This window comes from Bacillus gobiensis (assembly GCF_001278705.1).
Lineage (GTDB): Bacteria > Bacillota > Bacilli > Bacillales > Bacillaceae > Bacillus > Bacillus gobiensis.
On sequence record NZ_CP012600.1, the window covers coordinates 2,056,561 to 2,081,881 of the forward strand.

25 protein-coding genes and 1 riboswitch are annotated in these 25,321 nt (G+C 42.8%); of the genes, 3 read left to right on the forward strand and 22 right to left on the reverse strand.

Annotated features, from left to right (window positions below; genetic code table 11):
* Positions 1-9 precede the first annotated feature (9 nt).
* The 9 genes from AM592_RS10270 to AM592_RS10310 all read right to left on the reverse strand — a co-directional run bounded on the left by AM592_RS10270 (position 10) and on the right by AM592_RS10310 (position 7,672).
* Positions 10-606, reverse strand: coding sequence for an XTP/dITP diphosphatase (locus AM592_RS10270; protein ID WP_098945225.1), 597 nt, complete (start codon positions 604-606; stop codon positions 10-12).
* A gap of 11 nt (positions 607-617) precedes the next feature.
* On the reverse strand, positions 618-1,352 hold the full coding sequence (rph, locus tag AM592_RS10275; protein WP_053603721.1) for a ribonuclease PH: 735 nt from the start codon (positions 1,350-1,352) through the stop codon (positions 618-620).
* An 85-nt stretch (positions 1,353-1,437) separates the two neighbouring features.
* Positions 1,438-2,529, reverse strand: coding sequence for a GerMN domain-containing protein (locus tag AM592_RS10280; protein WP_053603722.1), 1,092 nt, complete (start codon positions 2,527-2,529; stop codon positions 1,438-1,440).
* Between the two features lie 104 nt (positions 2,530-2,633).
* A complete protein-coding gene (racE, locus tag AM592_RS10285; RefSeq protein ID WP_053603723.1) occupies positions 2,634-3,452 on the reverse strand; it encodes a glutamate racemase in 819 nt (272 codons plus the stop codon).
* 10 nt (positions 3,453-3,462) lie between these two features.
* The gene (locus AM592_RS10290) at positions 3,463-3,906 is read right to left on the reverse strand and encodes a MarR family winged helix-turn-helix transcriptional regulator (RefSeq protein ID WP_053603724.1); all 444 of its coding nucleotides are present in this window, start codon (positions 3,904-3,906) and stop codon (positions 3,463-3,465) included.
* Positions 3,907-4,095: 189 nt separating this feature from the next.
* The gene (gerE, locus tag AM592_RS10295) at positions 4,096-4,320 is read right to left on the reverse strand and encodes a spore germination transcription factor GerE (protein WP_053603725.1); all 225 of its coding nucleotides are present in this window, start codon (positions 4,318-4,320) and stop codon (positions 4,096-4,098) included.
* 182 nt (positions 4,321-4,502) lie between these two features.
* Positions 4,503-5,267 (reverse strand): succinate dehydrogenase iron-sulfur subunit, encoded by a 765-nt coding sequence (gene sdhB / locus AM592_RS10300; protein ID WP_053603726.1) that lies wholly within the window; start codon positions 5,265-5,267, stop codon positions 4,503-4,505.
* Positions 5,264-7,027, reverse strand: a complete 1,764-nt coding sequence (sdhA, locus tag AM592_RS10305; protein ID WP_053603727.1) for a succinate dehydrogenase flavoprotein subunit — start codon at positions 7,025-7,027, stop codon at positions 5,264-5,266. The genes sdhB and sdhA overlap by 4 nt, the downstream gene beginning before the upstream one ends.
* Positions 7,028-7,060: 33 nt before the next feature.
* A complete protein-coding gene (locus tag AM592_RS10310; protein ID WP_053603728.1) occupies positions 7,061-7,672 on the reverse strand; it encodes a succinate dehydrogenase cytochrome b558 subunit in 612 nt (203 codons plus the stop codon).
* 331 nt (positions 7,673-8,003) lie between these two features.
* Between AM592_RS10310 and AM592_RS10315 the strand changes: the two genes are divergently transcribed.
* Positions 8,004-8,408, forward strand: a complete 405-nt coding sequence (locus tag AM592_RS10315) for a YslB family protein (RefSeq protein ID WP_082364341.1) — start codon at positions 8,004-8,006, stop codon at positions 8,406-8,408.
* Positions 8,409-8,761: 353 nt separating this feature from the next.
* Here the strand turns inward: AM592_RS10315 and AM592_RS10320 are convergent, their stop codons facing one another.
* The 13 genes from AM592_RS10320 to zapA all read right to left on the reverse strand — a co-directional run bounded on the left by AM592_RS10320 (position 8,762) and on the right by zapA (position 23,542).
* Positions 8,762-9,994, reverse strand: a complete 1,233-nt coding sequence (locus tag AM592_RS10320; protein ID WP_053603730.1) for an aspartate kinase — start codon at positions 9,992-9,994, stop codon at positions 8,762-8,764.
* A gap of 134 nt (positions 9,995-10,128) precedes the next feature.
* Positions 10,129-10,305: riboswitch (Lysine riboswitch) on the reverse strand.
* Positions 10,306-10,353: 48 nt separating this feature from the next.
* Complete coding sequence (gene uvrC, locus AM592_RS10330; protein WP_053603732.1) at positions 10,354-12,132, reverse strand: excinuclease ABC subunit UvrC; 1,779 nt, start codon at positions 12,130-12,132, stop codon at positions 10,354-10,356.
* Positions 12,133-12,265: 133 nt separating this feature from the next.
* Entirely contained in the window at positions 12,266-12,580 is a 315-nt protein-coding gene (gene trxA / locus AM592_RS10335) for a thioredoxin (protein WP_053603733.1), read from the reverse strand.
* A 135-nt stretch (positions 12,581-12,715) separates the two neighbouring features.
* On the reverse strand, positions 12,716-13,693 hold the full coding sequence (locus AM592_RS10340; protein WP_053603734.1) for an electron transfer flavoprotein subunit alpha/FixB family protein: 978 nt from the start codon (positions 13,691-13,693) through the stop codon (positions 12,716-12,718).
* A 14-nt stretch (positions 13,694-13,707) separates the two neighbouring features.
* Positions 13,708-14,481 (reverse strand): electron transfer flavoprotein subunit beta/FixA family protein, encoded by a 774-nt coding sequence (locus tag AM592_RS10345; RefSeq protein ID WP_053603735.1) that lies wholly within the window; start codon positions 14,479-14,481, stop codon positions 13,708-13,710.
* A gap of 31 nt (positions 14,482-14,512) precedes the next feature.
* Positions 14,513-15,289: an enoyl-CoA hydratase gene (locus tag AM592_RS10350; protein ID WP_053603736.1), complete on the reverse strand. Its 777-nt coding sequence runs from the start codon at positions 15,287-15,289 to the stop codon at positions 14,513-14,515.
* Positions 15,286-15,894: a fatty acid metabolism transcriptional regulator FadR gene (locus AM592_RS10355; RefSeq protein WP_053603737.1), complete on the reverse strand. Its 609-nt coding sequence runs from the start codon at positions 15,892-15,894 to the stop codon at positions 15,286-15,288. The genes AM592_RS10350 and AM592_RS10355 overlap by 4 nt, the downstream gene beginning before the upstream one ends.
* 112 nt (positions 15,895-16,006) lie before the next feature.
* Complete coding sequence (locus AM592_RS10360) at positions 16,007-17,689, reverse strand: AMP-binding protein (RefSeq protein WP_053603738.1); 1,683 nt, start codon at positions 17,687-17,689, stop codon at positions 16,007-16,009.
* A 421-nt stretch (positions 17,690-18,110) separates the two neighbouring features.
* A complete protein-coding gene (locus AM592_RS10365) occupies positions 18,111-18,518 on the reverse strand; it encodes a DUF350 domain-containing protein (protein ID WP_053603739.1) in 408 nt (135 codons plus the stop codon).
* A gap of 81 nt (positions 18,519-18,599) precedes the next feature.
* The gene (locus AM592_RS10370; protein ID WP_053603740.1) at positions 18,600-20,957 is read right to left on the reverse strand and encodes an endonuclease MutS2; all 2,358 of its coding nucleotides are present in this window, start codon (positions 20,955-20,957) and stop codon (positions 18,600-18,602) included.
* Positions 20,958-20,979: 22 nt separating this feature from the next.
* Positions 20,980-22,686, reverse strand: coding sequence for a DNA polymerase/3'-5' exonuclease PolX (gene polX / locus AM592_RS10375; RefSeq protein ID WP_053603741.1), 1,707 nt, complete (start codon positions 22,684-22,686; stop codon positions 20,980-20,982).
* A gap of 39 nt (positions 22,687-22,725) precedes the next feature.
* Positions 22,726-23,277, reverse strand: a complete 552-nt coding sequence (locus AM592_RS10380) for a CvpA family protein (protein ID WP_053603742.1) — start codon at positions 23,275-23,277, stop codon at positions 22,726-22,728.
* A gap of 7 nt (positions 23,278-23,284) precedes the next feature.
* A complete protein-coding gene (zapA, locus tag AM592_RS10385; protein WP_053603743.1) occupies positions 23,285-23,542 on the reverse strand; it encodes a cell division protein ZapA in 258 nt (85 codons plus the stop codon).
* A 133-nt stretch (positions 23,543-23,675) separates the two neighbouring features.
* Here zapA and rnhC point away from each other — a divergent pair, with 133 nt between their 5' ends.
* The gene (rnhC, locus tag AM592_RS10390) at positions 23,676-24,614 is read left to right on the forward strand and encodes a ribonuclease HIII (protein ID WP_053603744.1); all 939 of its coding nucleotides are present in this window, start codon (positions 23,676-23,678) and stop codon (positions 24,612-24,614) included.
* 81 nt (positions 24,615-24,695) lie between these two features.
* Complete coding sequence (locus AM592_RS10395) at positions 24,696-25,223, forward strand: DinB family protein (protein WP_053603745.1); 528 nt, start codon at positions 24,696-24,698, stop codon at positions 25,221-25,223.
* Positions 25,224-25,321 lie beyond the last annotated feature (98 nt).

Sequence of the window (25,321 nt, forward strand, 5' to 3'; positions counted from 1 at the left end):
TCTCTCCTTCTATGAGCTTAGTAAGGCAGACAGCTTCTTCAGCGCCTCAGCTCTGTGGCTGATTTTGTTTTTTTCTTCGCTTGTCAGCTCTGCCATTGTTTTGGTTTTGTCCTTCACAATAAAGATTGGATCATAACCGAATCCGTTTTCGCCCACAGGTTCTGTCGCAATGTAACCTTCGACGACTCCCTCAACCGTTTTGGTTTCTTCTCCGGGGATACTTACGGCGAGAGCACATCGGAAACGGGCGGAACGGTCTTCTTTTTCGATTCCTTCCAGTTCTCTCAGCACTTTATTCAGATTGGCTGTGTCATCCTTCATTTCTCCCGCATAGCGGGCAGAGTAGACGCCGGGGCTGCCGCCTAAATAATCGACAGATAATCCGGAATCGTCCGCAATTACGATTTCATGAAATTGCTTTGAGATTGTTTCTGCTTTTAAAACCGCGTTTTCTTCAAACGTATGGCCGGTTTCTTCAATTTCTTGACGATATCCAATATCTGCAAGAGATTTGACATGATAGCCAATCGGCTCCAACATTTCTTTGAATTCCTTCAGCTTTCCGGCATTGGTCGTGGCGATAATTACTTCTTTCAATCTCATCATCCCTTTTAGTTCTATTTTGTTTCAGAGATCAGTTCTCCTAGTGCTTTTTTCTGGATGTTGATTAGATCATGAATCCCTTTTTCGGCAAGATCCAGTAATGAGTTTAGCTCTTGACGTGAAAAGGTTGCTTCTTCTCCTGTGCCTTGAAGCTCTACGAATTTTCCCGTACCCGTCATAACGACGTTCATGTCAACTTGTGCGTCCGAATCCTCTTGATAATTTAAATCTAACAGAAGTTCCGAGTTTTTGCCAATCCCTACGGAGATCGCGGCTAAATAATCAGTGACCGGCATTTTTATTCCCTTGCTTTCGACTAACTTGGAAATGGCAATGACCATTGCAACGTAGGCTCCTGTTATAGACGCCGTTCTTGTGCCTCCATCCGCCTGAATGACGTCACAATCGATCCATATGGTCCGCTCTCCTAAAAGCTCAAGATCTACTACAGAACGCAAGGCTCGTCCTATCAATCGCTGAATTTCCATCGTTCGGCCTGATACCTTGCCTTTTGAAGATTCACGAATGGTCCGCTCGTTCGTTGCTCTGGGCAGCATGCTGTATTCTGCGGTGATCCAGCCTTTCCCTTCTCCTCTTAAAAAAGGAGGCACGCGGTCTTCGATCGATGCATTGCATATGACTTTCGTTTCTCCGCAAGAAATCAAGACTGAGCCTTCCGGATGTTTAATAAAATGTAAATCAAGTGAAACTGGACGAAGCTGATTCGCTTCTCTCCCATCAATTCTCATGAGTTCCCTCCGTACAAAAATGAAATAACGAAAGAGGCAGCGGATTCGCTTACCTCTTTTTTATTAGTATATCAAAATTTCATGGTTAAAAACCAGTCGTATTCACTTGTACGGGTCTTGTCACTGGCTTTGAAAGCTTGTTACCTTCTTCTGTTTCCAGATCAGCTTTTCCATTGACCATAAGTGATACGCTTTTTATATCGGGCTGCTCGGTCATCGTTAATACGATACTGTTTAACACGTGACTTGAAATCACTTTCTTTTCCTCGTCAGCACTTCCATAAATTTCTTCGTTAAAGTCAAGGGTAAGGTCACCATCTGTAAGTGTAGGGTCACTAGCAAGCTCAAGATCACCTGAGAATTCAGACAAGAGGCCTTTGTTTCCGGCATCCGGTCCTTCTGCCAACTTCTCTACCGCTGCTTTTATATCATTTGTTTCAGATTTTGACACCCTTTCTGTAACAGGAACATAATAGGTTGCATCATCAGATTGACCGATATAATAAACGGTGAGCGGTCTTGTCGCGGTAAAATCCGTGACGCTTGCTGTATCCAAGTTAATCCCGTCTTCTCTGCTCAAATCCTCGGTAATAGGAGTTCCGCCGACTGGCATTTCTTTTAAATCATGCCCATTCATTCGAATTTTCACTTTATCGACAGTAGGAAATTGGGTCAGTGTCCATGTGATCGATTGCAGGATTTTTTGTTCGTCCTCTGGCTGATAGTTTTTAAATTCATTGGAAAAGTCTGCAATCGCTGTTCCATCCTTTATATCAACACTAACGGTTGTGTCTTGTGGTATCACTGCCCTAAATCCGTTTGGAAGGAGCTCAGTGATCGGTCCTCCGGTTACCAAATATTCAAGAGCCTTCTTGGCGATCCCTTCATTTTTTGGCAGTGGCAGCGTTTGCGGAACGACGTACCCATTCTTATCAATTAAATAGATTTCCGTCTTTACTATTTCAGCTTGCTCTTCTGAAGCTTCTCCGCCATTTTCGGCAGTCTCTTCAGACTTAGCCTGTTCCATTTCCTCGGCGTTGTCCTCATAGGTTATATCATGCTCCGGCGGATCGATTTCCTCCGAAGCATTATCAGATTGAAATAGTCCGCATCCAGAAAGCAGCAGCATAGCAGTACATACTGAAGCAGCCATTCCAAAGGTCCTTTTTTTCAGCATACTTTTCCCTCCTAAGGCAGTTTGTACTACTATGTATACGAGCCTATTTTTGAATTAGACCTTTCTTTCAATAAAAAAAAGGACCCGCTTATTCGGATCCATTTCTATGGTTTTAGCAATGCGCCTTCTAAACTGATTTTCTCAACAAACTCCAATTCATAGCCAAACCACCTGCAGGCAATTTTTTTGAAGCCGTCGCGATCGCCCGTCGTGAAGAATTGGTGCGCCTTAAGAGCCTTCGATTGATTAAGAAGACCTTTATACGAAAGAATCGTACTTACTTCTCTTGCAGTTTCATCTCCAGAAGAAATAATAGAAACCGCTTCTCCCATCACTTTTTGCATCGTTTCCTTCAAAATGGGATAATGTGTGCAGCCTAAAATAAGCGTGTCAATTTCAGAGCGTTTAAATGGCGAAAGAGAAGCTTTTACAACCTCATCAGCTGTTTTCTCTAGAAAAATACCGCTTTCGACAAACGGAACGAGCATGGGACAGGCGACATTTTTCACCTTTAGCTTGCTATTTAACGAATGAAGCGCTTCTTCGTAGGCTCCGCTTTTAATCGTATTCTCTGTGCCAATGACTCCGATGTTGAGGTTTTTCGTTACTTTAATGGCTGTTCTCGCACCAGGCTCGATCACGCCAACCACTGGAATTTCAACAGATTTGCTAATTTGTTCATGTGCAATAGCTGTTGCTGTATTGCATGCGATCACAAGCATCTTTATGTTATAGTTCTTGACTAAGTATTGGGTCATTTCCCACGTGTAAGCAAGGACTTCTTCTTTTTTTCTGGGACCGTACGGGCACCTGTTTGTATCCCCGAGATAGATGATCTCTTCATTTGGCAGCTGTCTGATCATTTCTCTTGCTACCGTTAATCCGCCTACACCTGAATCAATAACCCCTATCGGTTGATCCAAAAAAACCGCCTCATTTTCTTTTCATTTCTTGCTGCAGCTTTACGAGCGATCTTTCAAATATGTCTACTTCTTCCGTTGTGAAAGAAGATAGCATACTTTGTAAGTATTCTTGTCTTTTCTTGATTACTTCTTGAATAATCCGTTCCCCTTCCGGCTGCAGATGAATTCTGACAACCCGGCGGTCGGATGGATCCTTTACCCTTTCAACAAGGTTATTCTTTTCCATTCTGTCTACTAAATCTGTCGTTGTGCTGCAGGCCAAATACATTTTAGTGGAAAGCTCGCCTATAGTCATATCTCCAAATTCGTAAAGCCATTGCAGACCTACAAACTGAGGAGGAGTGATTGTATATTGATTAAGGATTTCTCTGCCTTTTTGTTTAATGATGGCTGAGATGTGGCGCATTGATTTTTCTATATCTGCTATGTTCTCAAACGATTTGCTATCATGCATTACGATGACCTCACTTGAAACCGATTTAATTTATGCTACACCTATTCTGTAGCTTTTTTAAGTAAAATGCAAGATAAATTAGAAAAAATGACAGCGATTACCGGGAGTTTATACCTATAATGAATATTTTTTTCCACTAAAATGAAATAACCGGCACCTTCTACGCTGCAGAAGGATTACCGGTATCATTTAGAGCTCTAGCTCACCCATTCGAAGAAGCTCAACAACAGCTTGTGAACGACCTTTCACGCCCAACTTCTGCATTGCATTAGAAATATGATTGCGTACGGTCTTTTCACTAATATAAAGCTCACTTGCAATTTCCTTTGTTGTCTTGTCTTGAACGAGCAACTCGAACACTTCTCTTTCTCTTTTCGTTAGTAGCGGCTTAGATTGATATTCTTTCTCCTTCAAGTATTGTTACCCTCCTTGCTAAGGTGAGAGCTGATCGGAAACGAATGGGTTTCGATATAGTCCTGATATCATATGTAACTGCTATCAAGGTGGTGACGTGAATCAAGGAGAAAGCATCAATTGTTATGACCTAATTTTTTGGAATAAAAACACCTCTTCAATTATGGAAGAGGTGTCAAGCTTTATTCCGCTTTGTCGCTTCCGAAGAAATTCCGGAATGCCTGCAGGCTGGTGTCGCGATTAAGAGCGGCAATGCTTGTTGTTAATGGAATGCCTTTCGGGCACGATTGGACGCAGTTTTGCGAATTTCCGCAGCTGGCCAAGCCGCCTTCGTCCATTATCGCATTCAAGCGCTCTGATTTGTTCATTGCTCCGGTTGGATGGGCATTAAACAGCCTGACCTGTGACAAAGGTGCAGGTCCCATGAATTTCGACCGATCGTTTACGTTTGGACAAGCTTCCAGGCATACTCCGCATGTCATGCATTTTGATAGCTCGTACGCCCATTGCCGTCTTTTTTCCGGCATTCTCGGTCCGGGTCCTAAATCATAGGTGCCGTCAATGGGTATCCATGCCTTTACCTTTTTCAATGAGTCGAACATGCGGCTGCGATCAACCTGTAAGTCACGAACAACTGGGAAAGTTTTCATAGGTTCGAGCCTGATCGGCTGCTCCAGCTGGTCAATTAAAGCGGTACACGATTGGCGCGGTTTGCCGTTGATGACCATCGAACAAGCGCCGCAAACCTCTTCCAGGCAGTTCATATCCCATGTGATAGGAGCCGTTTTTTCTCCTTTTACATTTACAGGATTTCTCCTAATTTCCATCAGCGCCGATATGACGTTCATATTCGGACGATATTCGATTTCAAATTCTTCTTTATATGGACTGCCCTCAGCAGTGTCTTGTCGTGTGATAATAAATCGGATCGTTTTATTTTCACTCATACTTTACTCTCCTTCTTCTTGGAGTAGTCCCGTTTACGCGGAGTGATAAGAGAAACATCCACATCTTCGTAGTAAAATTCCGGCGCTTCATTGTCGCCTGCATGCTTCGCCATTGTTGTTTTCAGCCATTCTTCGTCATTGCGATCCGGATAATCCGGTTTGTAATGCGCGCCCCGGCTCTCATTGCGGTTATAGGCGCCAAGAGTGACTACTCTGGAAAGCTGAAGCATGTTGTTTAGCTGACGCGTAAATACCGCACCTTGGTTGCTCCATTTTACCGTATCGTTGATGTTGATTTTTTTGTATCGTTCCATTAATTCCTGAATCTTGTCATCGGTTTTTAACAGGTTGTCATTGTTGCGGACGACTGTCACGTTATCAGTCATCCATTCTCCCAGCTCTTTATGAAGCACATAAGCATTCTCCTCGCCGTCCATGCCCATAATGCCTTCCCATTTTTCTTCCTCCTGCTTTTTAAACGAATCATAAAGCGAGGATGAAAGGTCTTCAGCTGACTTCTCGAGCCCATTGATGTATTCAACTGCTTTTGGCCCCGCCACCATACCTCCGTATATCGCAGAAAGAAGAGAATTGGCGCCAAGACGGTTGCCGCCGTGCATGCTATAATCACATTCTCCGGAAGCAAATAGGCCTGGAATGTTCGTCATTTGATCGTAATCGACCCAAAGTCCGCCCATTGAATAGTGGACAGCAGGGAATATTTTCATTGGCAGCTTGCGCGGATCATCACCCATAAATTTCTCATAAATCTCGATAATTCCGCCCAGCTTGATATCAAGCTCTTTCGGGTCTTTATGGGAGAGATCAAGATAAACCATGTTCTCCCCATTAATGCCGAGCTTTTGGGAGACACAGACATCAAAGATTTCCCTTGTTGCAATATCACGGGGGACGAGATTTCCGTATGCCGGATATTTTTCTTCAAGGAAATACCAAGGTTTTCCGTCTTTATACGTCCACACCCTTCCGCCTTCGCCCCGGGCTGATTCACTCATTAATCTGAGCTTATCGTCGCCGGGGATCGCCGTCGGATGGATTTGAATAAATTCTCCATTCGCGTAATAAGCGCCCTGCTGATAAACGATAGATGCTGCAGATCCGGTATTAATCATGCTGTTTGTCGATTTCCCAAAGATAATCCCCGGTCCTCCTGTTGCCATGATGACAGCATCCGAACGAAACGTTTCAATTTCCATCGTCGTTAAATTTTGTGCTGAAATTCCGCGGCAGACGTTATCTTCGTCCAAAACTGCCCCGAGAAATTCCCAGCCTTCATATTTCGTGACAAGTCCCGCCACTTCGTATCTGCGAACCTGCTCATCAAGTGCATATAGCAGCTGCTGCCCCGTCGTCGCTCCGGCATACGCTGTTCTGTGATGCTGCGTTCCGCCAAATCGGCGGAAATCAAGCAGGCCTTCCGGTGTCCGGTTGAACATCACACCCATGCGATCTAGCAAATGAATAATTGCGGGAGCTGCATCGCACATCGCTTTTACCGGAGGCTGGTTCGCTAAAAAGTCACCGCCGTATACGGTATCATCGAAATGTTCCCAAGGAGAGTCGCCTTCCCCTTTCGTATTGACTGCTCCGTTAATTCCACCCTGTGCACATACAGAATGCGAACGCTTGACGGGAACAATCGAAAAGAGCTTGACTCTTGTTCCTGCTTCAGCTGCTTTGATCGTTGCCATTAACCCGGCCAATCCACCGCCGACTATGACTATACTAGAATTGCTCATGCTCTACCCCTTCTCCCTCTAGTGATCTATTAATTACACAAACGCAAAGATGCTGCTTACTCCTACATAAGTAAGCGCTATAAAAACTGCCAATGTCACGTATGTACTGATTCGTTGAGAACGGGGAGTAACGGTAATTCCCCACGTAACAGCAAATGACCACAATCCGTTAGAAAAATGAAAAATAGTGGATACGACACCGACTAAATAAAAGCCTAGAAAGAACGGATCGCTCAGGATATTCTCCATCATATTGAAATTGACTTCCTCACCGAATAATTGCGCGGCAAGATAAGTCTGCCATACGTGCCAGCTGACAAAAATTAAGGTTATAATGCCGGAGATTCGCTGAAATACAAATAACCAATTTCTCGCAAAGCCAAATTGGTTCGCATTGTTTTTTGCCGTAAATGCAATATAAACCCCGTATACTGCATGATAGATCAAAGGAATAAAAATGATACATGCCTCCAACACATATCTGAACGGCAGATTCTCCATAAAATGGGCTGCATTATTAAATGCTTCGGGCCCTCTTGTGGCGAAATTGTTAACCACAAGGTGCTGTATCAAGAACACACCCACAGGTATTACACCAAGTAAGGAATGCAATCTTCGATACAAAAACTCTCTGTTCCCCTCCATAGTCTTACCCCCTAGTTTGAAAACTACGAATTAATTGAAAATAAATTTTTCTCTTCAGGAAATGTAAGCACTTACTGAAGATTTTTTTGACAATTTCATTTTACTCCTATGTTAAAAAAGCGTCAAGAAAACGCGTACATAATTTATTTTTTAAAAAATACTATCAATTCAGTTTCATTTTTATTTTATTAAGATATAATTTTAATATTTTTTGAGAATCATTAGGCAGCTGAATGATCAAATGGCTGATATACGATATAATAAACTCATGTGAGAGGGGAGATATGCAATCTTGAGTAATTACGAAACAAAAATCGAAAAATTCAAAGAAATGGAAGTGTCCGCTTTTGCCTATGAACTAATCAAAGAAGTATTAATACCGGATTTACTCGGTAGTGAATATCCCTCTATGATGTACTGGGCAGGCAAAAATATCGCCAGAAAATTCCCCCTTGACTCATGGAATGATATCCCGGCTTTTTTTCAAGAAGCAGGATGGGGAAACCTTGTCCTAGTTGAAGCAAAAAAGAACAGAATAGAATTCACGCTTGATGGCCCTCTTGTTTCCAATCGACTAAAACATCAAAAAGAACCAAATTTTCAATTGGAAGCAGGATTTATCGCGGAACAAATTCAAATGTTAAATAACAATATAGCGGAATCCTACGAACAAATTAAAAAACGAACCGATAAAGTGGAACTGACGGTGAAATGGGATTTGAAGGACCGCGTATGAAAAAGTGAAGGTGGATATTAAAAAAGCGGTCCGGGAAATTTTCTCCCGGACGCTTTCTTTTTTAGGGCACGGTAAAATATTTTGTGTCAACGGGCAAGATCTATTAGTGTATCGTTCGATTGATTTAGTGGACCAATTTTGTACGGGTTATCGATTAATTGCACCGATCACGGTCTTTTTTGCACCGTTAGCCAATTAATTGCACCAACCAGATCCTTTTTTGCACCCTTATCCACTTAATTGCACCGTTCAGCTACTTTTTTGCACCCTTATCCACTTAATTGCACCGACCTGATCCTTTTTTGCACAATTCAACCAAGTAATAGCTCCAATCAAACGATTATCGCCTGTGTCTACAACACAGCGGAGGATTGCTTGGCGAGATCGAATGCGTCGTGCAATGCTTCGACCGCTTTTACCATATCCTCTTGATCGATCACTGTAGATACTTTAATTTCTGATGTGCTTACCATTTTCACTTGAATATTTTTTCTTGCTAACACGGCGAACATTTCTGCGGCGACTCCTGGGTTTGAAACCATCCCTGAACCAACGATTGATACCTTCGCGAGCTTGTTTTCCGTTTCAATTTTTTTGAATTTCAGCGCATCCTTGTAGTCTTCGAGCACTTCTACTGTTTTTTCTAAATCATCGGTTTTTACTGAGAAGGAAATCGATGTATGGTTTTCGCTTGTCGCCGATTGAATAATGATATCGACATTGATGCTGCGTTTCGCAAGCGTTGTAAAAATAGTGGACAGTGTCGTTAAGCCGGTAGTTAGACCGGTAATGGTTACTCTCGTGATTTGATCTTCAAAAGCAATCCCTCTGACAATTAAATTTTCTTCCATTGAAGCAGCCTCCTCTATTCTTGTTCCTGGTACAGATTCCATGCTTGACCGAACTTCGAGCGGAATTTCATAGTTTTTTGCAAATTCAACGGCTCTTGGATGGAGGACTCCGGCACCCAAATTCGCCAGTTCCAGCATCTCATCATAGGAAATGGCATCCAATTTTCTTGCTGATTTCACGACGCGGGGATCGGTTGTAAATACACCTGGGACGTCTGTGTATATATCGCATTTCTCAGCGTTCAGTGCTGCGGCCAGAGCGACGGCAGTTGTGTCTGATCCGCCCCTTCCAAGCGTTGTGATCTCAGAATCGGAAGACATCCCTTGGAATCCTGCGACTACAATAATTTTTCCTTCTTTTAGCTGCTGGTCTATTTTATCCGTTTTGATATCTGTGATTCGGGCATTGCCGTGTACTCTTTCAGTTTGAATGCCTGCTTGCCAGCCCGTATAAGATATCGCATCATATCCTTTTTCAGTAAGCGCCATTGTTAATAGCGAGATTGTCACCTGCTCGCCTGTTGATAGAAGCATATCCATTTCTCTTTGTGATGGACTCTTTGTAATATCACGGGCAAGATTGACGAGTAAATCAGTTGACTTGCCCATTGCAGAAACGACAACGACGACATCGTTACCTTTCTTTTTTTCTTCAATGACACGGTTTGCTACATGCAGAATTTTTTCAGCTGAACCGACTGAGGTTCCGCCGAATTTTTGTACGATAAGACCCATTGCTACCACCCTTATGATTAATTAGTGACCGTTATGTAAGGAATGCACTCGGGACGACGCCTTTTCTTGCCAGAAAAAAAAGCAATAAGAGTAGATTCTCTCATTGCTTTTACGAAACTAGTGACAAGTCCGGACAATGAGATAGCCCTCCAGGAGTCATTTCCTGACAGCCCTGCATTTCTTAAATGCAAAGCCAGCAAATTCTGTTGATGGACAGAATTCACTTCGGCGATCCTTCCCTTTCTGCCTTTTTCTTAGAATCCACCATTCTCGAAAGGCTTACTCTTGAAGTTCGCACCTCTATCTTCATAAACGATCTATTAAATTCACTCACATTGTATCAAACTTTCAGCCCAATATCAATTTTGTTTTTTTAGTTCATCCACTAAAAGCTCTGCGGTTTTTAGCGGGATGCCCGCATCTTGAAAGTCTTTTATCGTAGCTTCTCTCATTTTTTTGACAGATCCGAATGTTTTCATCAGCAGCTTTTTCCGCTTTTCGCCGATCCCTGAGATGTTATCCAGCACAGATTGAAAGGCAGACTTTCCGCGAAGCTGCCGGTGAAAGGTAATCGCAAACCGGTGGACTTCATCTTGAATGCGCTGAAGCAAATAAAATTCCTGGCTGTTTCTATCCAGTTGAATCAATTCCAGAGGATCACCGATGATCAGGTTTGATGTTCGATGCTTGTCGTCCTTAACCAATCCCGCTACGGGAACGTCAAGGCCCAGCTCATTTTGAAGCACATCAACCGCTGCGTTGATCTGTCCTTTTCCGCCGTCAATCAGGATTAAATCAGGCAGAGGAAGCTCCTCTTTTAACACTCGGGTATACCTTCTGCGGATGACTTCTCTCATGGAACCATAATCATCAGGTCCTGTGACGGTTTTAATTTTATATTTTCGATATTCTTTTTTATTCGGTTTTCCATCCAAAAACACGATCATGGCCGATACCGGATCGGTTCCTTGAATATTTGAGTTATCAAAGGCTTCAATTCGAAACGGGGTATAAATGTTCAGCGCCTCGCCCAATTTTTCGACGGCACCGATTGTTCTCTCTTCATCCCGTTCGATCAATGAAAATTTTTCTTTTAGCGCCAGTTTGGCATTTTTATGCGCAAGCATGAGCAGATCCTTCTTCTTTCCTTTTTTCGGCTGCAGGACAGACGTATTTAACAGCTGTTCTACCAGCTGAATATCTACACTATCCGGAAGTAAAATTTCCTTCGGCAAAAAGTGATTGTTTTTGCTGTAAAATTGTCCGATAAAAGTTAGAAACTCTTCATCCGCTTCCCGGTACATTGGGAACATGCTGACATCCCGTTCGATCAGCTTGCCTTGCCTGATGAAAAAGACTTGAACGCACATCCAGCCTTTATCGTATGCATAGGCAAATACATCCCTGTCGACTTGGTCCGTCATCGCCATTTTTTGTTTTTCCATCGTGGAATCAATATGGGCGATCTGATCGCGTAATTCCTTTGCCCGCTCAAATTCAAGGTTTTCAGCAGCCTCGTGCATTTTTCCTTCTAATTCTTTTTTTATTTGGTTGAAGCCGCCCTTTAGAAATTTTGTAATTTCATCGACCAGTTTTTTATTCGTTTCTTCTTCTACATCGTAGACACACGGTGCGAGACATTGTCCCATATGATAGTAAAGGCAGACCCGATCAGGCAGCGTGGTGCATTTTCGTAACGGGTACAGCCGGTCTAGCAGCTTCTTTGTTTCTCTCGCCGCGTAAACGTTTGGATAAGGGCCGAAGTAACGCCCTTTATCTTTTTTGACATTGCGGGTAACGATCAGACGAGGATGCTTCTCGGCGGTTATTTTAATAAAAGGATAGGTTTTGTCATCCTTCAGCATGACATTATATTTTGGATCGTATTTTTTGATCAGGTTCATTTCCAAAATGAGCGCTTCTATATTAGAGGAGGTGACAATATATTCAAAGTCTGTAATTTCGCTTACGAGACGCTGGGTTTTTGTATCATGGGAACCTGTAAAGTAGGAGCGCACTCTGTTTTTTAAAATTTTTGCTTTTCCTACATAAATAATGGTCCCTTGCCTGTCTTTCATTAAATAACAGCCGGGCTGGTCAGGAAGAAGTGCGAGCTTCTCTTTTATTTTATGATTCACGAAGAACACTTCCTTGCTTTGCGAAATAGGGGACTTTCTCTCCCCAATAAGAGTAGTGTACCATTTTTCCGAATGTTTGTTTGGAAAAATGCATAGAAAAAGCGACTCCTATTGGAATCGCCCTGAAAAACTCTTACAGATGTTTGTTTACTAATTCTTGCAATGCCTCTTTTGGCTTAAAGCCAACTGATGTTTCAACAACTTCGCCGTCTTTAAGGATAAGCAGCGTTGGAATGCTCATCACTCCATATTTGCCGGCTGTTTCTTGGTTTTCATCTACATCGACTTTTACGATTTTTAATTTATCTCCCAAGTCCTGATCAAGTTCTTCAAGAACAGGCGCGATCATTTTACAAGGTCCACACCAAGGTGCCCAAAAGTCTGCAAGAACGACTCCCTCTTTTGTTTCTGTTGAAAAGCTTTGGTCAGTAGCTTTTACGATAGCCATTTACTCATACCTCCAATTTAAATTATGGATTTTAGTATAGCATTAACCGTAATCGTTACGCTATTAAATTGCTTGGTAATACTATACCCATTCTCCAGCATATTCACACCAAAGCTTTCCGTTTAAAACATCATACTATTTATGGATTTTTAGCTGTTTGAATTCTTCTGTTAACAGCGGAACAATTTCAAACAAGTCGCCTACGATTCCATAGTCCGCGACTCGGAAGATATCTGCGTCCGGGTCCTTATTAATCGCTACAATCACTTTGCTATTCGACATGCCGGCCAGATGCTGGATTGCCCCCGATATCCCGCAGGCAATATAGAGCTCCGGGGTAACCACCTTGCCGGTTTGCCCAATTTGCAGAGAGTAATCGCAATACTCTGCGTCACACGCTCCTCTAGAGGCACCGACAGCGGCTCCTAATACTTCTGCGAGCTCCCGCAAAGGCTTAAATCCGTCTGCGCTCTTGACTCCCCTGCCGCCGGCAACGACGATTTTCGCCTCGGATAAATCCACGCCTTCTGCGGTTTTTTTGACGATGGCTTGGACCTTTGTCCTTACATCCTTTATCTCGACTTCTACTTTTTCAATCGTACCTTTTCGTTTTTCATCCTGTTCTAATGGAGACATGTTGTTCGGCCTGATTGTGGCCAAAACAAGCTGATCTAATGCAATTTTTCGTTCAAAGGCTTTTCCCGAATAAATCGGCCTGGTAAATACGAGATTCCCGCCAGTTTCTTCGAGATCGATCACGTCAGAAAGCAATCCTTTCTCATGCTTAGCAGCAATTTTTGGCATAATATCCTTGCCGATTGAGGTATGTCCGGTAAGAATGGCATCTGGTTTTTCTTTTTCAATAATCACTTCGATTGCTTGAGCATAGCCGTCCGGTGTATAATACACGAGCTTCTCATGTTCTATCGCAATGATGCGATCCGCTCCATATTTGATCATCTCTCCCCCATATTCGTAAACGCTTTCACCAATGAGTAAACCAATTACTTCTCCGCCATTTGCAATGATTTTCCCTGCTGCAATAGCTTCAAAGGTTACGTTGCGAATTGATCCATCCCTTATTTCCCCTAAAACCACTACTTTTCTCCCCATATTGATCCCCCTTGTTAGATGACTTTCGCGTCGCTTCTTAGCAAAGCTGCCAGTTGTTTTGCTTGTTTGCCTGCATCTCCATCCAGAAATCGTCCAGATTTTTTTTTAGACGGCAAGAAGCGTTCAATCGTTTTTGTTTTCGCCGCAGCGTCTTCATCTGTGAGATCAAGATCATCAAGCTCAAGTTCTTCCAGGGGCTTTTTCTTTGCTTTCATGATTCCCGCAAGCGCCGGATACCTCGGTTCATTTAAACCTTGCTGAGCGGTTACAAGGAGCGGCAGGGGTGCAGTTACTTTTTCAAGATCACCCTCAGAATCTCGTTCTATTTCTGCGTCTTTGCCGTTGACAGATAGCTTCGTAATGGTTGTGACGCAAGGGATATTCAGCAGCTCTGCCAGTCGCGGGCCGACCTGGCCTGAGCCGCCGTCAATAGCTACGTTTCCCCCTAAAATAAGGTCAAACTGCTTTTCCTTCAAATAGTGATAAAGTATGGTTGAAGTGGAGAAAGGATCCGGATCCTCCAGTTCACCATCGATATTTAACAAAACGGCCTTATCGCACCCCATAGCCAAAGCAGTTCGAAGCTCCCTTTCCGCATCTTCCCCGCCGACCGTCACAACCGTAATTTCTCCACCGTGAGCTTCTTTCAGGCGAATGGCTTCTTCAACTGCATATTCATCATAGGGATTAATAATAAACTCTGCGTCTTGTTGGTCGATCTCACCAGCTCGAATTGTAATTTTTTCCTCTGTGTCAAATGTCCGCTTCATTAAGACAAAGATGTTCATATCACATTCCCCCTCCGAGTCGTTACATCTATTACTCGCCTTTAAAGTTAGGTTTCCTTTTCTCAAGGAATGCCTGGATTCCTTCCTTCGAATCCGAAGATTGAAAAACCTCGCCGAATCGCTTCGCTTCCAGCTTTAATGCTCCTTCGTAAGTATAGATTTTGTTTGCATGAAGAAGTTCCAAAACGAATTCCAACGTTTTCGGGCTTTTTTCGGCAAATTGCTCGGCTAATTCATAGGCTTTAATCAAAGCTTCTTCCCGGTCGTTTACAAGTATTGTAACAAGACCTGATTCATAAGCCTCTTTGCCGCTGATCGGTTGAGCTGTCCCTATCATTTCCAGAGCTTTCGCAGTGCCAACATATTTCGGGAGCCGCTGTGTTCCGGCAAAACCGGGGATGATACCTAAGTTTAGCTCTGGCATTCCGAGCTTGGCACCGCCTTCTGCAATCCGAATATGGCAAGCCATCGCAAGCTCCAGCCCTCCGCCAAGTGCTGCTCCGTGAATAGCGGCAATGATTGGCTTTGGAAATGATTCGATCCTTTCCATGATTTGCTGGCCTTTTTCAGCCAAGTCTGTATAATCGGACTCATTTGCAAGAGTAGTAAATTCCTTTATGTCGGCACCAGCCGAAAAAAATCTGCCTTCCCCGCAAATAATGATCGCACGGACGTCAGAGTTAGCTTCAATTTGATCCAGACATTCTGATAATTCTTCCAAAAGCCCTGTAGATAAAGCATTTGCCGTTGGACGGTTCATTGTAATAGCTGCGATTCGTTCTTCGACTTCTAACGTTACGTTTTTCATTGAAGTATCTCCTCCTGATTATTCGCTGCGTGGAACCCGTAAATCAACAGCTGATGTATGTCTTCTGCAAGTCCATCTAATGAATATTTTTGGTCATTCATTACCCACGTGGTCACCGTCTCATCAATCGTTCCAAAGATCATTTGCCTTGCCAAACGGACATCAAGTGATTGTTTAAACTCTCCTGATTCTTTCCCCGCTTGAATAATATCGTCCAAGATAAATAAATACCCTTTTAAAATTTCATTAATCTTTTGACGGAGCGCAAGATTTGACTGTCTAAGCTCGAGCTGGGTGACAATAGCCAGATGTTGATTTTCAGAAAGCAACGAAAAATGCTGTTTAATCAGCCGTGATAATTTCTTTTCTGCAGTATGTTCGCTTTGAATTTCTTTTTCCATTCTTTCGATAAATTGCCCCATTTTTTCTCTGAACACTGAGATCAGAATATCCTCTTTGCTTTTAAAATAGAGGTAAATGGTTCCGTCTGCCACACCTGCCTGCTTGGCGATTTTTGAAACCTGCGCCTGATGGTAGCCGTTCTCTGCGATTACGATGACAGCAGCGTCGATGATCTGCATATACTTTGGTCGTTTTTCGTTCACAATTTCTCGTTCCTTTCAGAAAAAATGAATGGTTATTCACTCATCTTTATACTAAAAAGAAACGCCTTGATTGTCAAGATGAGACGGCTCATTGACAGCCTGGCGGCTCATGTTATTTCGTTTGGTTCATCTTCTCTTTCTCTTCTTCAATTAATGCTCTTCTTAATATTTTTCCTACCGTTGTTTTCGGCAGTTCATCGCGAAACTCGTAAACTCTTGGCACTTTGTATGATGCAAGGTGTGTTCTCGCATACTCATCTAGTTCCTTTTCTGTCAATGTCGCATGTTGCTTTAACACAACATAGGCTTTCACAGTTTCTCCACGGTAGGAATCAGGAATCCCGGCAACGACTACTTCCCGGATGGCCTCGTGCTCATAGAATATCTCTTCGATTTCACGCGGGTAAATGTTATAGCCGCTAGCGATAATCAAATCTTTTTTTCGGTCGACAATATAAAAGAAGCCCTCTTCGTCCATATAAGCGATATCTCCGGTGAAAAGCCAGCCATCCCTCAATACATTTGCTGTTTCTTCGGGGTTATTCCAATATCCCTTCATCACTTGGGGCCCTTTAACAATTAATTCGCCTCGTTCATAAGGAGGAAGCGCTTCGCCTGTTTCCTCCGAGTAAATGGCAGCATCTGTTCCTGGCCAAGGGCAGCCAATGCTCCCCGGCTTGTTTTTGCCCCACATGAAATTCGCGTGGGTCACTGGCGAAGCTTCTGATAAGCCGTAACCCTCGACAAGCTTTCCGCCGGTGACCTTTTCAAATTGATGCTTGACTTCGACAGGCAGTGCGGCGGATCCGCTGATACAGGTGTCAATGGAGGATAAATCATATTTGTACACTTCCGGGTGGTTTAAAAGAGCGATGTAGAGCGTCGGTGCACCCGGAAAAAGGCTTGGTTTCAGCTTATGAATCGTTTTCAACGCGTCAAGCGCATTAAATTTTGGAAGCAGAATCATTTGAAATGCTTGCAAAACGCTTAGATTTAAGATAGTGGTCATTCCGTAGACGTGAAAAAAAGGTACAATCCCTAAAATCGATTCCGATCCTTTCTTTAATTTGGAAAGCCATTCCGCGCACATCTTCGTGTTGGCGGCAATGTTCTGATGGGTCAGCATTGCTCCCTTTGGAAGGCCGGTTGTTCCGCCTGTATATTGCAAAACCGCAATATCATGAAGCGGGTCAATATCAACCGAATGTAAACTTTCTGCCGTATTTTTGATGATACTTTGGAAAAGATGAGTTTCCTCATTTTCTTTAATATGAACCAGAAGGTTTTTCCTCTGGCTGATTTGGTACAGCTTATTTTTCGGGAAGGGCAAATAATCTTTGATGCTTGTGAAAATAAGATGGGAAATTTTTGTTAACGCTTTCATTTTTATGATGCGCGGATATAGTAAGTCGAGTGAAATGATCGCCGTACATTCACTGTCCTTTAATTGATATTCCAGCTCTCTTTCCGTAAATAACGGATTTGTTGGCACGACAATGCCTCCAGAAAAGAGAATGCCGTAGTATGAAATCACGGCTTGGGGGCAGTTTGGCAAGATGAGAGCAATCCGGTCGCCTTTTTTGATGCCGATTTTTTGCAAGTATGCAGCAAACTTTAACGCTGCTTCGTGGACTTCACGAAACGTCATTTTTTTGCCAAGAAAGTAAATAGATTGATGATCGGGAAAGGTGTTTGCGGTGTCTGTTAAAAAAGAGTGCAGCGGTTTGTTTTCGTATGCCAAATCGTGGGGAAGTTCGTCAGGATAGCTGTTTAACCAAGGCTTTTCAACCTTCATAGTATGCCTCCTTGTCGCGCTCTTTCATTTGATACTTAGTATAGCAGATGAAAATAGGTATTGATACGAAATTTTTTATAGCAACAGTTAAATCAGCGTGTATTATCGTTTTTCTTTATATTAATTCCGGCGGCGACTAGAAATGAACCGATGATGAACATGATGTAAAAAGCATGACGTGATAGCCCTAATTAATGACGGAGGATAAAATAATCATTATTCCCATCAAGCAGCCCATTTCCTTACTTCTCCTTTTACTTTATTCATTTTCCTCCTTCCCAAAAGTATCAAAAGGGGTTGGAGATAAAGCTCCAACCCCTTTATTTTATGCATAAAACAACAAATAAATAATTCCAATTATCACAAATAATCCGCATGCTGCAAATAAGACCTTCGCCAATTTTTCCATCAAAAGGCTCCTTTAAATACCGGCGGCGACTACAAACGATAATGCCAGAGAAATAACGAGGGAAATCAAGCCGACCGCACGGTTATCCTGTTCGATTTCTTTATCAATTTTAAATCTCGGCGTTAAAAACTCAAAAATGAAATAGCCGATAAGCAGCATGACAAATCCATATACTCCCCACCCGATCATTTGGAGCAATGAATCGTGCTGAAGAATGCTATGGTGAAAGACGTTGGCGATTCCGAGAATTTTACCGCCTGTCGCCATTGCCACGGCAAGATTTCCTTTTTGGATCTCTTCCCAATTTTTGTAGGAAGTGACCAATTCAAAAATAGCTAAAAATAAAACGAGGCATAAGACCGCCACGCTGTAATAGGCGGCAATCTGTACTAATTCATTGCTCCAGAAAGAATTTGTCATTTCTACGTGCTCCCTTTTTATCTTTTAATGTTTGAAGGGGTCAAGACCTCCATTTGATTTGTTCGATGTTGTAACTGGCGATTATTTTAATTCGACAATGGTAACCCCTGATCCGCCTTCCCCTGCTTCGCCAAAACGGGTATTTTTCACGTTTCTATGGGATTTCAGGAGTTCTTGGACGCCCTTTCTCAAGGCTCCCGTTCCTTTTCCGTGAATGATCGATACTCTCGGATAGCCTGCTAATACTGCATCATCGAGATATTTTTCAACACGGCTCAGAGCATGTTCATAGCGCTCGCCTCTGAGGTCGAGCTCGAGAGACACGTGATAATCTTTTCCTTTAATCGTCGAAAGGGCTTTTTCCTGTTGAGGAACAGAATTTGATTTCACAAATTCCAAGTCCTTTTCTTTCACCTTCATCTTTAAGATTCCGATTTGTACGTTCCATTCATTATCTGCTGTTTTTTCAAGAAGGGTTCCCTTTTGCCCGAAGCTCAAGACTTTTACTTCATCTCCGGCTTTCAGCTCTTTCTTTGTTTGAGCTGTTTTTTCTGGTTTCTTCGATTTTGAAAAAACCGGGATAGCTTCCTCCAGCCTTTTTTTCGCTTCAATCAGCTCGTGGTCTTTAAAGGCTTTTTGGTCATCGCGAATGGCACGCAGCGATTTGATGATTTCCTCTGCTTCTTTAGAAGCTTCAGCGACTTTATCAATCGCCTTTTTTTCAGCCTCTTCAAGAAGCTTATCCTTCTTCTGATTCCATTCGATGATTTGTGATTGCAATTCATTATGAAGCTTTTCTGCTTCTTTTCGGTAAGTTTCTGTTTCCTTCAGTTCTAGTTCTGCCAGTTTTTTGCTGTCTTCCAGTGAAGCAATCATAGTATCCACTTCATTGTGCTCACTGGACATTTCCGCTTTGGCTCTTTGAATGAGCGCTTCCGACATACCAAGCCGTTTTGAAATTTCAAAGGCATTGCTTCGGCCCGGCACGCCAATCAAAAGCCGATAAGTCGGCGAAAGCGTCTCAATGTCAAATTCGACACTCGCATTCATTACCCCTTCACGATTATAGCCGTATGCTTTAAGCTCTGGATAGTGGGTTGTTGCAATGACCCTCGCATTCGTCGTATGAACTTCATCAAGTATGCTAATGGCGAGGGCTGCACCTTCCTGAGGATCCGTGCCAGCTCCGAGCTCGTCAAATAAAACAAGGCTTTTGTCATTCATCTTCGCTAAAATATCAACAATGTTTACCATATGAGAAGAAAAGGTACTCAGGCTTTGCTCAATTGATTGTTCATCGCCAATATCGGCAAATACCTGTTCAAAAACCGCAGCTTCCGACCCGTCTTCTACAGGAATGTGAAGACCTGCTTGTGACATGAGTGTCAGCAGCCCCAGTGTTTTCAAGGTTACCGTTTTTCCTCCAGTATTCGGGCCGGTGATAACAATCGTCGAGTAGCTTCCGCCCAGCTCAATATCGTTAGGAACTACCTCATCCGCTGGCAGCAATGGATGTCGGGCTTTTTTAAGTAGCACATAACCCTCCTCATTAATTTGAGGCTTCGTTGCTTTTATTTGTTTGGCATACTTTGCTTTGGCAAAGATGAAATCCAGCGTTTGCATGATGGTTACGTCCTGTGACAGGTCACTTGAGTGTTCGGCCACCTTTTCTGTCAAATACTTAAGAATCCGTTCAATCTCCTGCTTTTCTTTTACTTTTGCCTGCTGGATCGTATTGTTCATGTCGACAATCGCCTGTGGTTCAATAAAAAGCGTGGCTCCCGAAGCGGATTGATCGTGCACAATTCCTCCGTAGCTTGCCCGGTACTCTTGTTTTACAGGTATGACAAACCGTTCATTTCGAATCGTGATAATCGCATCTGACAGCATTTTTTGGGCAGACGAAGAACGCAGCATCGATTCGAGCCGGTCTCTAATTCGGGATTCAATCGTCCGAAGCTGCGTCCTTATTCCGCGTAGTGTGTCTGATGCATGGTCGAGCACTTCCCCATGGTCATCTACACACATATTGATATCCTTTTCAAGCGCAGATAACGGAATCAGCTGGTCTGAATACTCTTTCATTCTCTCAATTTCTACTCCGTCTTCATACAGCGAATCCAAAAAATGCTTCATTTGCTTGACAGAATAAAGAAGCGAAGATACCTCTGTTAGTTCAGCAGGGCTTAACACACTGCCGATCACCGACCGTTTTAAACTCGGCCTGATGTCCGTCAATCCGCCAAAAGGAGCGTGCCCTCTCAAGCGGATAACGGTCATGGCTTCATCTACTTCATCCTGCCATTTTGTCACTTCTTCCGCTGATTGGGATGGCTGGAGCTGTTCCAGCATTTCTTTTCCCAGAGATGAAGAAGCATGGGCTTTTGCCTGTTCTTTTACTTTATGAAATTCAAGTGATTGTAACGCTTTATGCTGCAATATTTTTAAAGCCTCCTTGCACTTATCTTTTCAAAAATTCACGTACTTCGTCCAGAGACCGTGTATTCAATACACTGCTTTTTGGGGTCCAGCCTTTTTTGGCAGCAGAAACGCCGGCAGCCATGTCGTTCAGCATTGCTACATTGTGGGCATCTGTATTAATTGCAATCGTTACGCCGGCTTGGTTTGCTTTGATCAAATGCTCCGTCCGTAAATCAAGCCTCGCTGGATTTGCATTCAACTCGAGAGCTGTTCCGGTCTCCTTCGCAAGCTCAATAAGCTCATCAATATCGATTTCGTAACCGGATCTTCTGCCGATCAGTCTTCCGGTTGGATGGGCGATTAAATGGACGTGTTTATTTTTGAGTGCATTTTTTAATCGGTTCATAATGACATGCTGTGGCTGTGAAAAGCTAGAATGAATTGAAGCAATAACAAAATCTCTTGTTTCCAGCAGCTCGTCGTCATAATCAAGCGTACCGTCCGGAAGAATGTCCATTTCCACCCCTTTGAAAATATGAAATCCTTCGAGCTCTTGATTAAGCCTGTCAATCTCTTCTCCCTGCAGCCTCAGTCTTTCCGGAGTTAATCCATTAGCAACACGCAAATATCTTGAATGGTCGGTAATCGCCATATATTCGTAGCCTTTTGCTATACAGGCTTCCGCCATCTCACGAATCGAAAATGCGCCGTCACTCCAGGAGCTGTGCATATGAAGATCGCCTTTTATATCCTCTTTTGAAATGAGACTCAAGCTTTCATTGTAATGGTCGGTTTCTTGTCCGCTTTCTCTGATTTCTGGAGGAATGTACGGAAGATCGAAGTGGCGGAAAAATTCCTTCTCGCTCGAAAAGGTTTGAATCGTTCCTGTCTCCAGCGACTCTACTCCATACTCGCTTATTTTTTCACCGCGCTCTTTTGCGATCTGTCTCATTTTAATATTATGGTCTTTTGATCCAGTGAAATGATGGAGGGTCGTCGCAAACTGTTCGTTTGACACTATTCGGAAGTCAACACCGATTTCATCCTCAAAATCCATATTCACCGACACTTTTGTTTCTCCAGCAGCTACGACTTCTTTAATACGCGGCAATGCCAGCAATTGATCACGGATCAATTGCGGATTGTCTGTTGAAATAATATAATCCAAATCCTTAACGGTTTCACGCATTCTGCGCAAGCTGCCGGCACGGGAAGATTGAATCACGCCTTGAAACGCAGCCAAATGCTTTTCGATCTCATCAGCCACAAGCAGGGCAAAGCCAATCGGGTACCTTTCCGGTCTTTTTCCCGCTTCACCAAGCAGAACAAGGAGTTTTTCTTCCGTTTTTTTTCCGAATCCGGCGAGCCCTTGGACTTTATTCTCTTCACAGGCCGCCTTTAAATCTTCCGCATTTCGAACCCCGAGATCCTTATATAGCTTGGCAATTTTCTTTCCTCCAAGCCCCGGGAGTTTTAATAAAGGCAAAAGCCCTTCCGGCACCTCTTTCTTTAGTTCATCCAGAGTGGATGACGTTCCGCTTTCCATATATTCTCTAATAATTGTATACGTTCCTTTTCCGATTCCCGGCAAGGACAGCATATCATCGATTTCAGATAAGCTTCTGTCATCCTGTTCGAGCGCCGCGGCCGCTTTCCGAAAAGCTGATATTTTAAACGGATTATCCCCTTTTAATTCCATATATACAGCGATCGTTTCCAATAACTTTATGATGTCCTTTTTATGCATCAATGAAACACCTCTAATAATCTATTTAAAAAAACTTCTCTACCGAAGAGAAGTTACACCTCCGTACTGGAGCCATAAAGTATTTATCAATTCTGACAGATATGGAGTGTGATTAATGATCAAGTTCGATAGTGAACTGCCTTGTAAAGCATCTTGGATTTGCGGTGCAGGAATCAAAGCCGCAATAAATAAAAACACAAACAAAAATAAATAGACTTCGAGAAATCCAAGTACTCCGCCTAAAAGCTTATTCACTTGTTTTAAGACGGGAAGCATGGCCACAAAATCGAGCATCGACGCAATAATCCGAAGAGCAATTACAGCCAAAATAAAAATAATGACAAAAGAAATGGCATTATAATAGCTTGATTCCATATTTCCGCTAAAAAAAGCCAGCGCCTCCTGCCCTTCGCCAAAATCAGGGTACGGAACCCATAAACGAACTTGCGGAGCAAGATCATCATAAAACTGGCGGGCAATCAGGAACGCAGCAATAAAGCTTATCAGATGGAGAAGCTTCAGGATAAAGCCTCTTCTCAGGCCAGCTATAGCCCCTATGATAAGCATGATCAACAGGATAATATCTAGCATAGGTTGTTCAATCCTTTTCTCTTAGTTGATGCTCGAGTTTTTCATACTCTTCTTTTAGTTTTAAGTAATCATGTACGACATTAACAGCTGTTAAGACAGCCAATTTATTTATATCAAGTTGAGGATTTTTCTCATTTATTTCACGCATTTTATCATCCACAATTGAGGCTACATGCCTCATGTGGCTTTTTGTTTCTTCACCAACAATTTTGAATTGCTGGCCATATATGTCAACTGATGTTCTTATTTTTTGACCGTCAGACAAGTTTTCTCCTCCATTCCGTGAGAATCCTAGATTCTATCATAACATGATTACTGTTTTATTGGAAAGACGAGCCCTTTCAGATATGATACACTTTATAGACAATGATTTGACAGGATAAAGGAGAATAACTATTTTGGCTCATTTCGTTTTAAAAATAAATAAAGACCGCATATTGCAAATGCGGCAGTATTACCGCAACCATTTAGTAACCCCGGCTCCGGCGCATACAAGCTTTCAAGCGAAATTGCCTGGCTGCACCGTCACCGCGTACCTCTCAGGAAAAGTCCTTTTTCAAGGAAAACAAGCAGAAACAGAAAGCAGCCGCTGGGAAGGCGTACCGTCACAGCCGAAAGAAAAAAAAGCGAGAAAAACGACCCCTTATTCCCCGCCGGAACAAATTGCAAGTCTATCCGTTGTGGGCTCCGACGAAGTGGGGACAGGAGATTATTTCGGGCCGATCACTGTTGTTGCTGCTTATGTCAGTAAATCTCAGCTTCAGCTGGTGAAGGAGCTGGGCGTTAAAGACAGCAAAAACCTAAAGGACCCGCAAATAATCACAATCGCCAAGGATTTAATTAAAACCATTCCTTACAGCCTGCTCGTGCTGAAAAATGAAAAATACAATGACCTGCAGCAAAAAGGAATGAGCCAAGGAAAAATGAAAGCGATTCTGCACAACCAGGCAATAGGAAATGTATTGGAAAAATTAGCAGGCGAAACGCCAGATGCAATCCTTATCGACCAATTCGCGGAACCAGACGTTTATTTCAAGCATCTTAGCGGTAAAAAAATAATGAAAGAAAACGTATATTTCAGCACGAAGGCAGAAGGAATCCACCTTTCTGTAGCAGCAGCCTCGATCATCGCGAGATATTCCTTTTTAATGGAAATGAAAAAGCTCGAAAAGAAATCGGGGTTTACGATTCCAAAAGGAGCAGGCGCTCTTGTCGACCAGGCTGCGGCACGGCTCATTGAACAAAAAGGCGTAAACGCATTGGCGTCTTTTACAAAGCTGCATTTTGCCAATACCAATAAAGCCAAGCTGTTGGCTGAAAAGAAGGGACGGGGCTGATTCGTTTTTGACCAGCAATCTATTAAAGATGTCGAACCGAATCAATGGCAGTGAAATTTTATATATAGGAGGAGCAGGTCTATGAATTTTAATTTGAAAGAAGCTATTGAGATTCTGGAGCGTACACCTCAAACATTGGAGTATTTTTTATCGGGGCTATCTGATGGATGGCTGGAATGCAATGAAGGCGAAGGAACATGGAATGTCTCTGAAGTGATTGATCACCTGATTGAGGGAGAGAAAACAAATTGGATACCCAGATTAGAATTTATTCTTCAAGAAGGTGACAGTAAACCATTCACCCCATTTGATCGTTATTCACATCTAAATAACAGGGCTGTAAGATCGATTGAACAAAAATTACTTGAATTTAATACGATTAGATCACAAAATATAACCAAGCTTAAAGGCCTTATTGAACCTGGATTGCACCTTGAATTGACAGGTTCACACCCTGTACTTGGTGTAGTGAAGTTACGAGAATTGCTTTCTACTTGGGTGGTTCATGATTTAACGCACATTTCTCAAATCGTACGAGTAATGGCCGAGAGATACAGAGCAGATGTTGGGCCTTGGAAAAAATATTTAGGTATATTGAAAAAGGAATGATGATATGAGAAAAAGGTCAGACCTCGGGTTTGATTTTTTTTTGTTTATTCCACAAGATATCTCGTTTTTTTACACGCGTTAATCAAAATTGGTTCCTT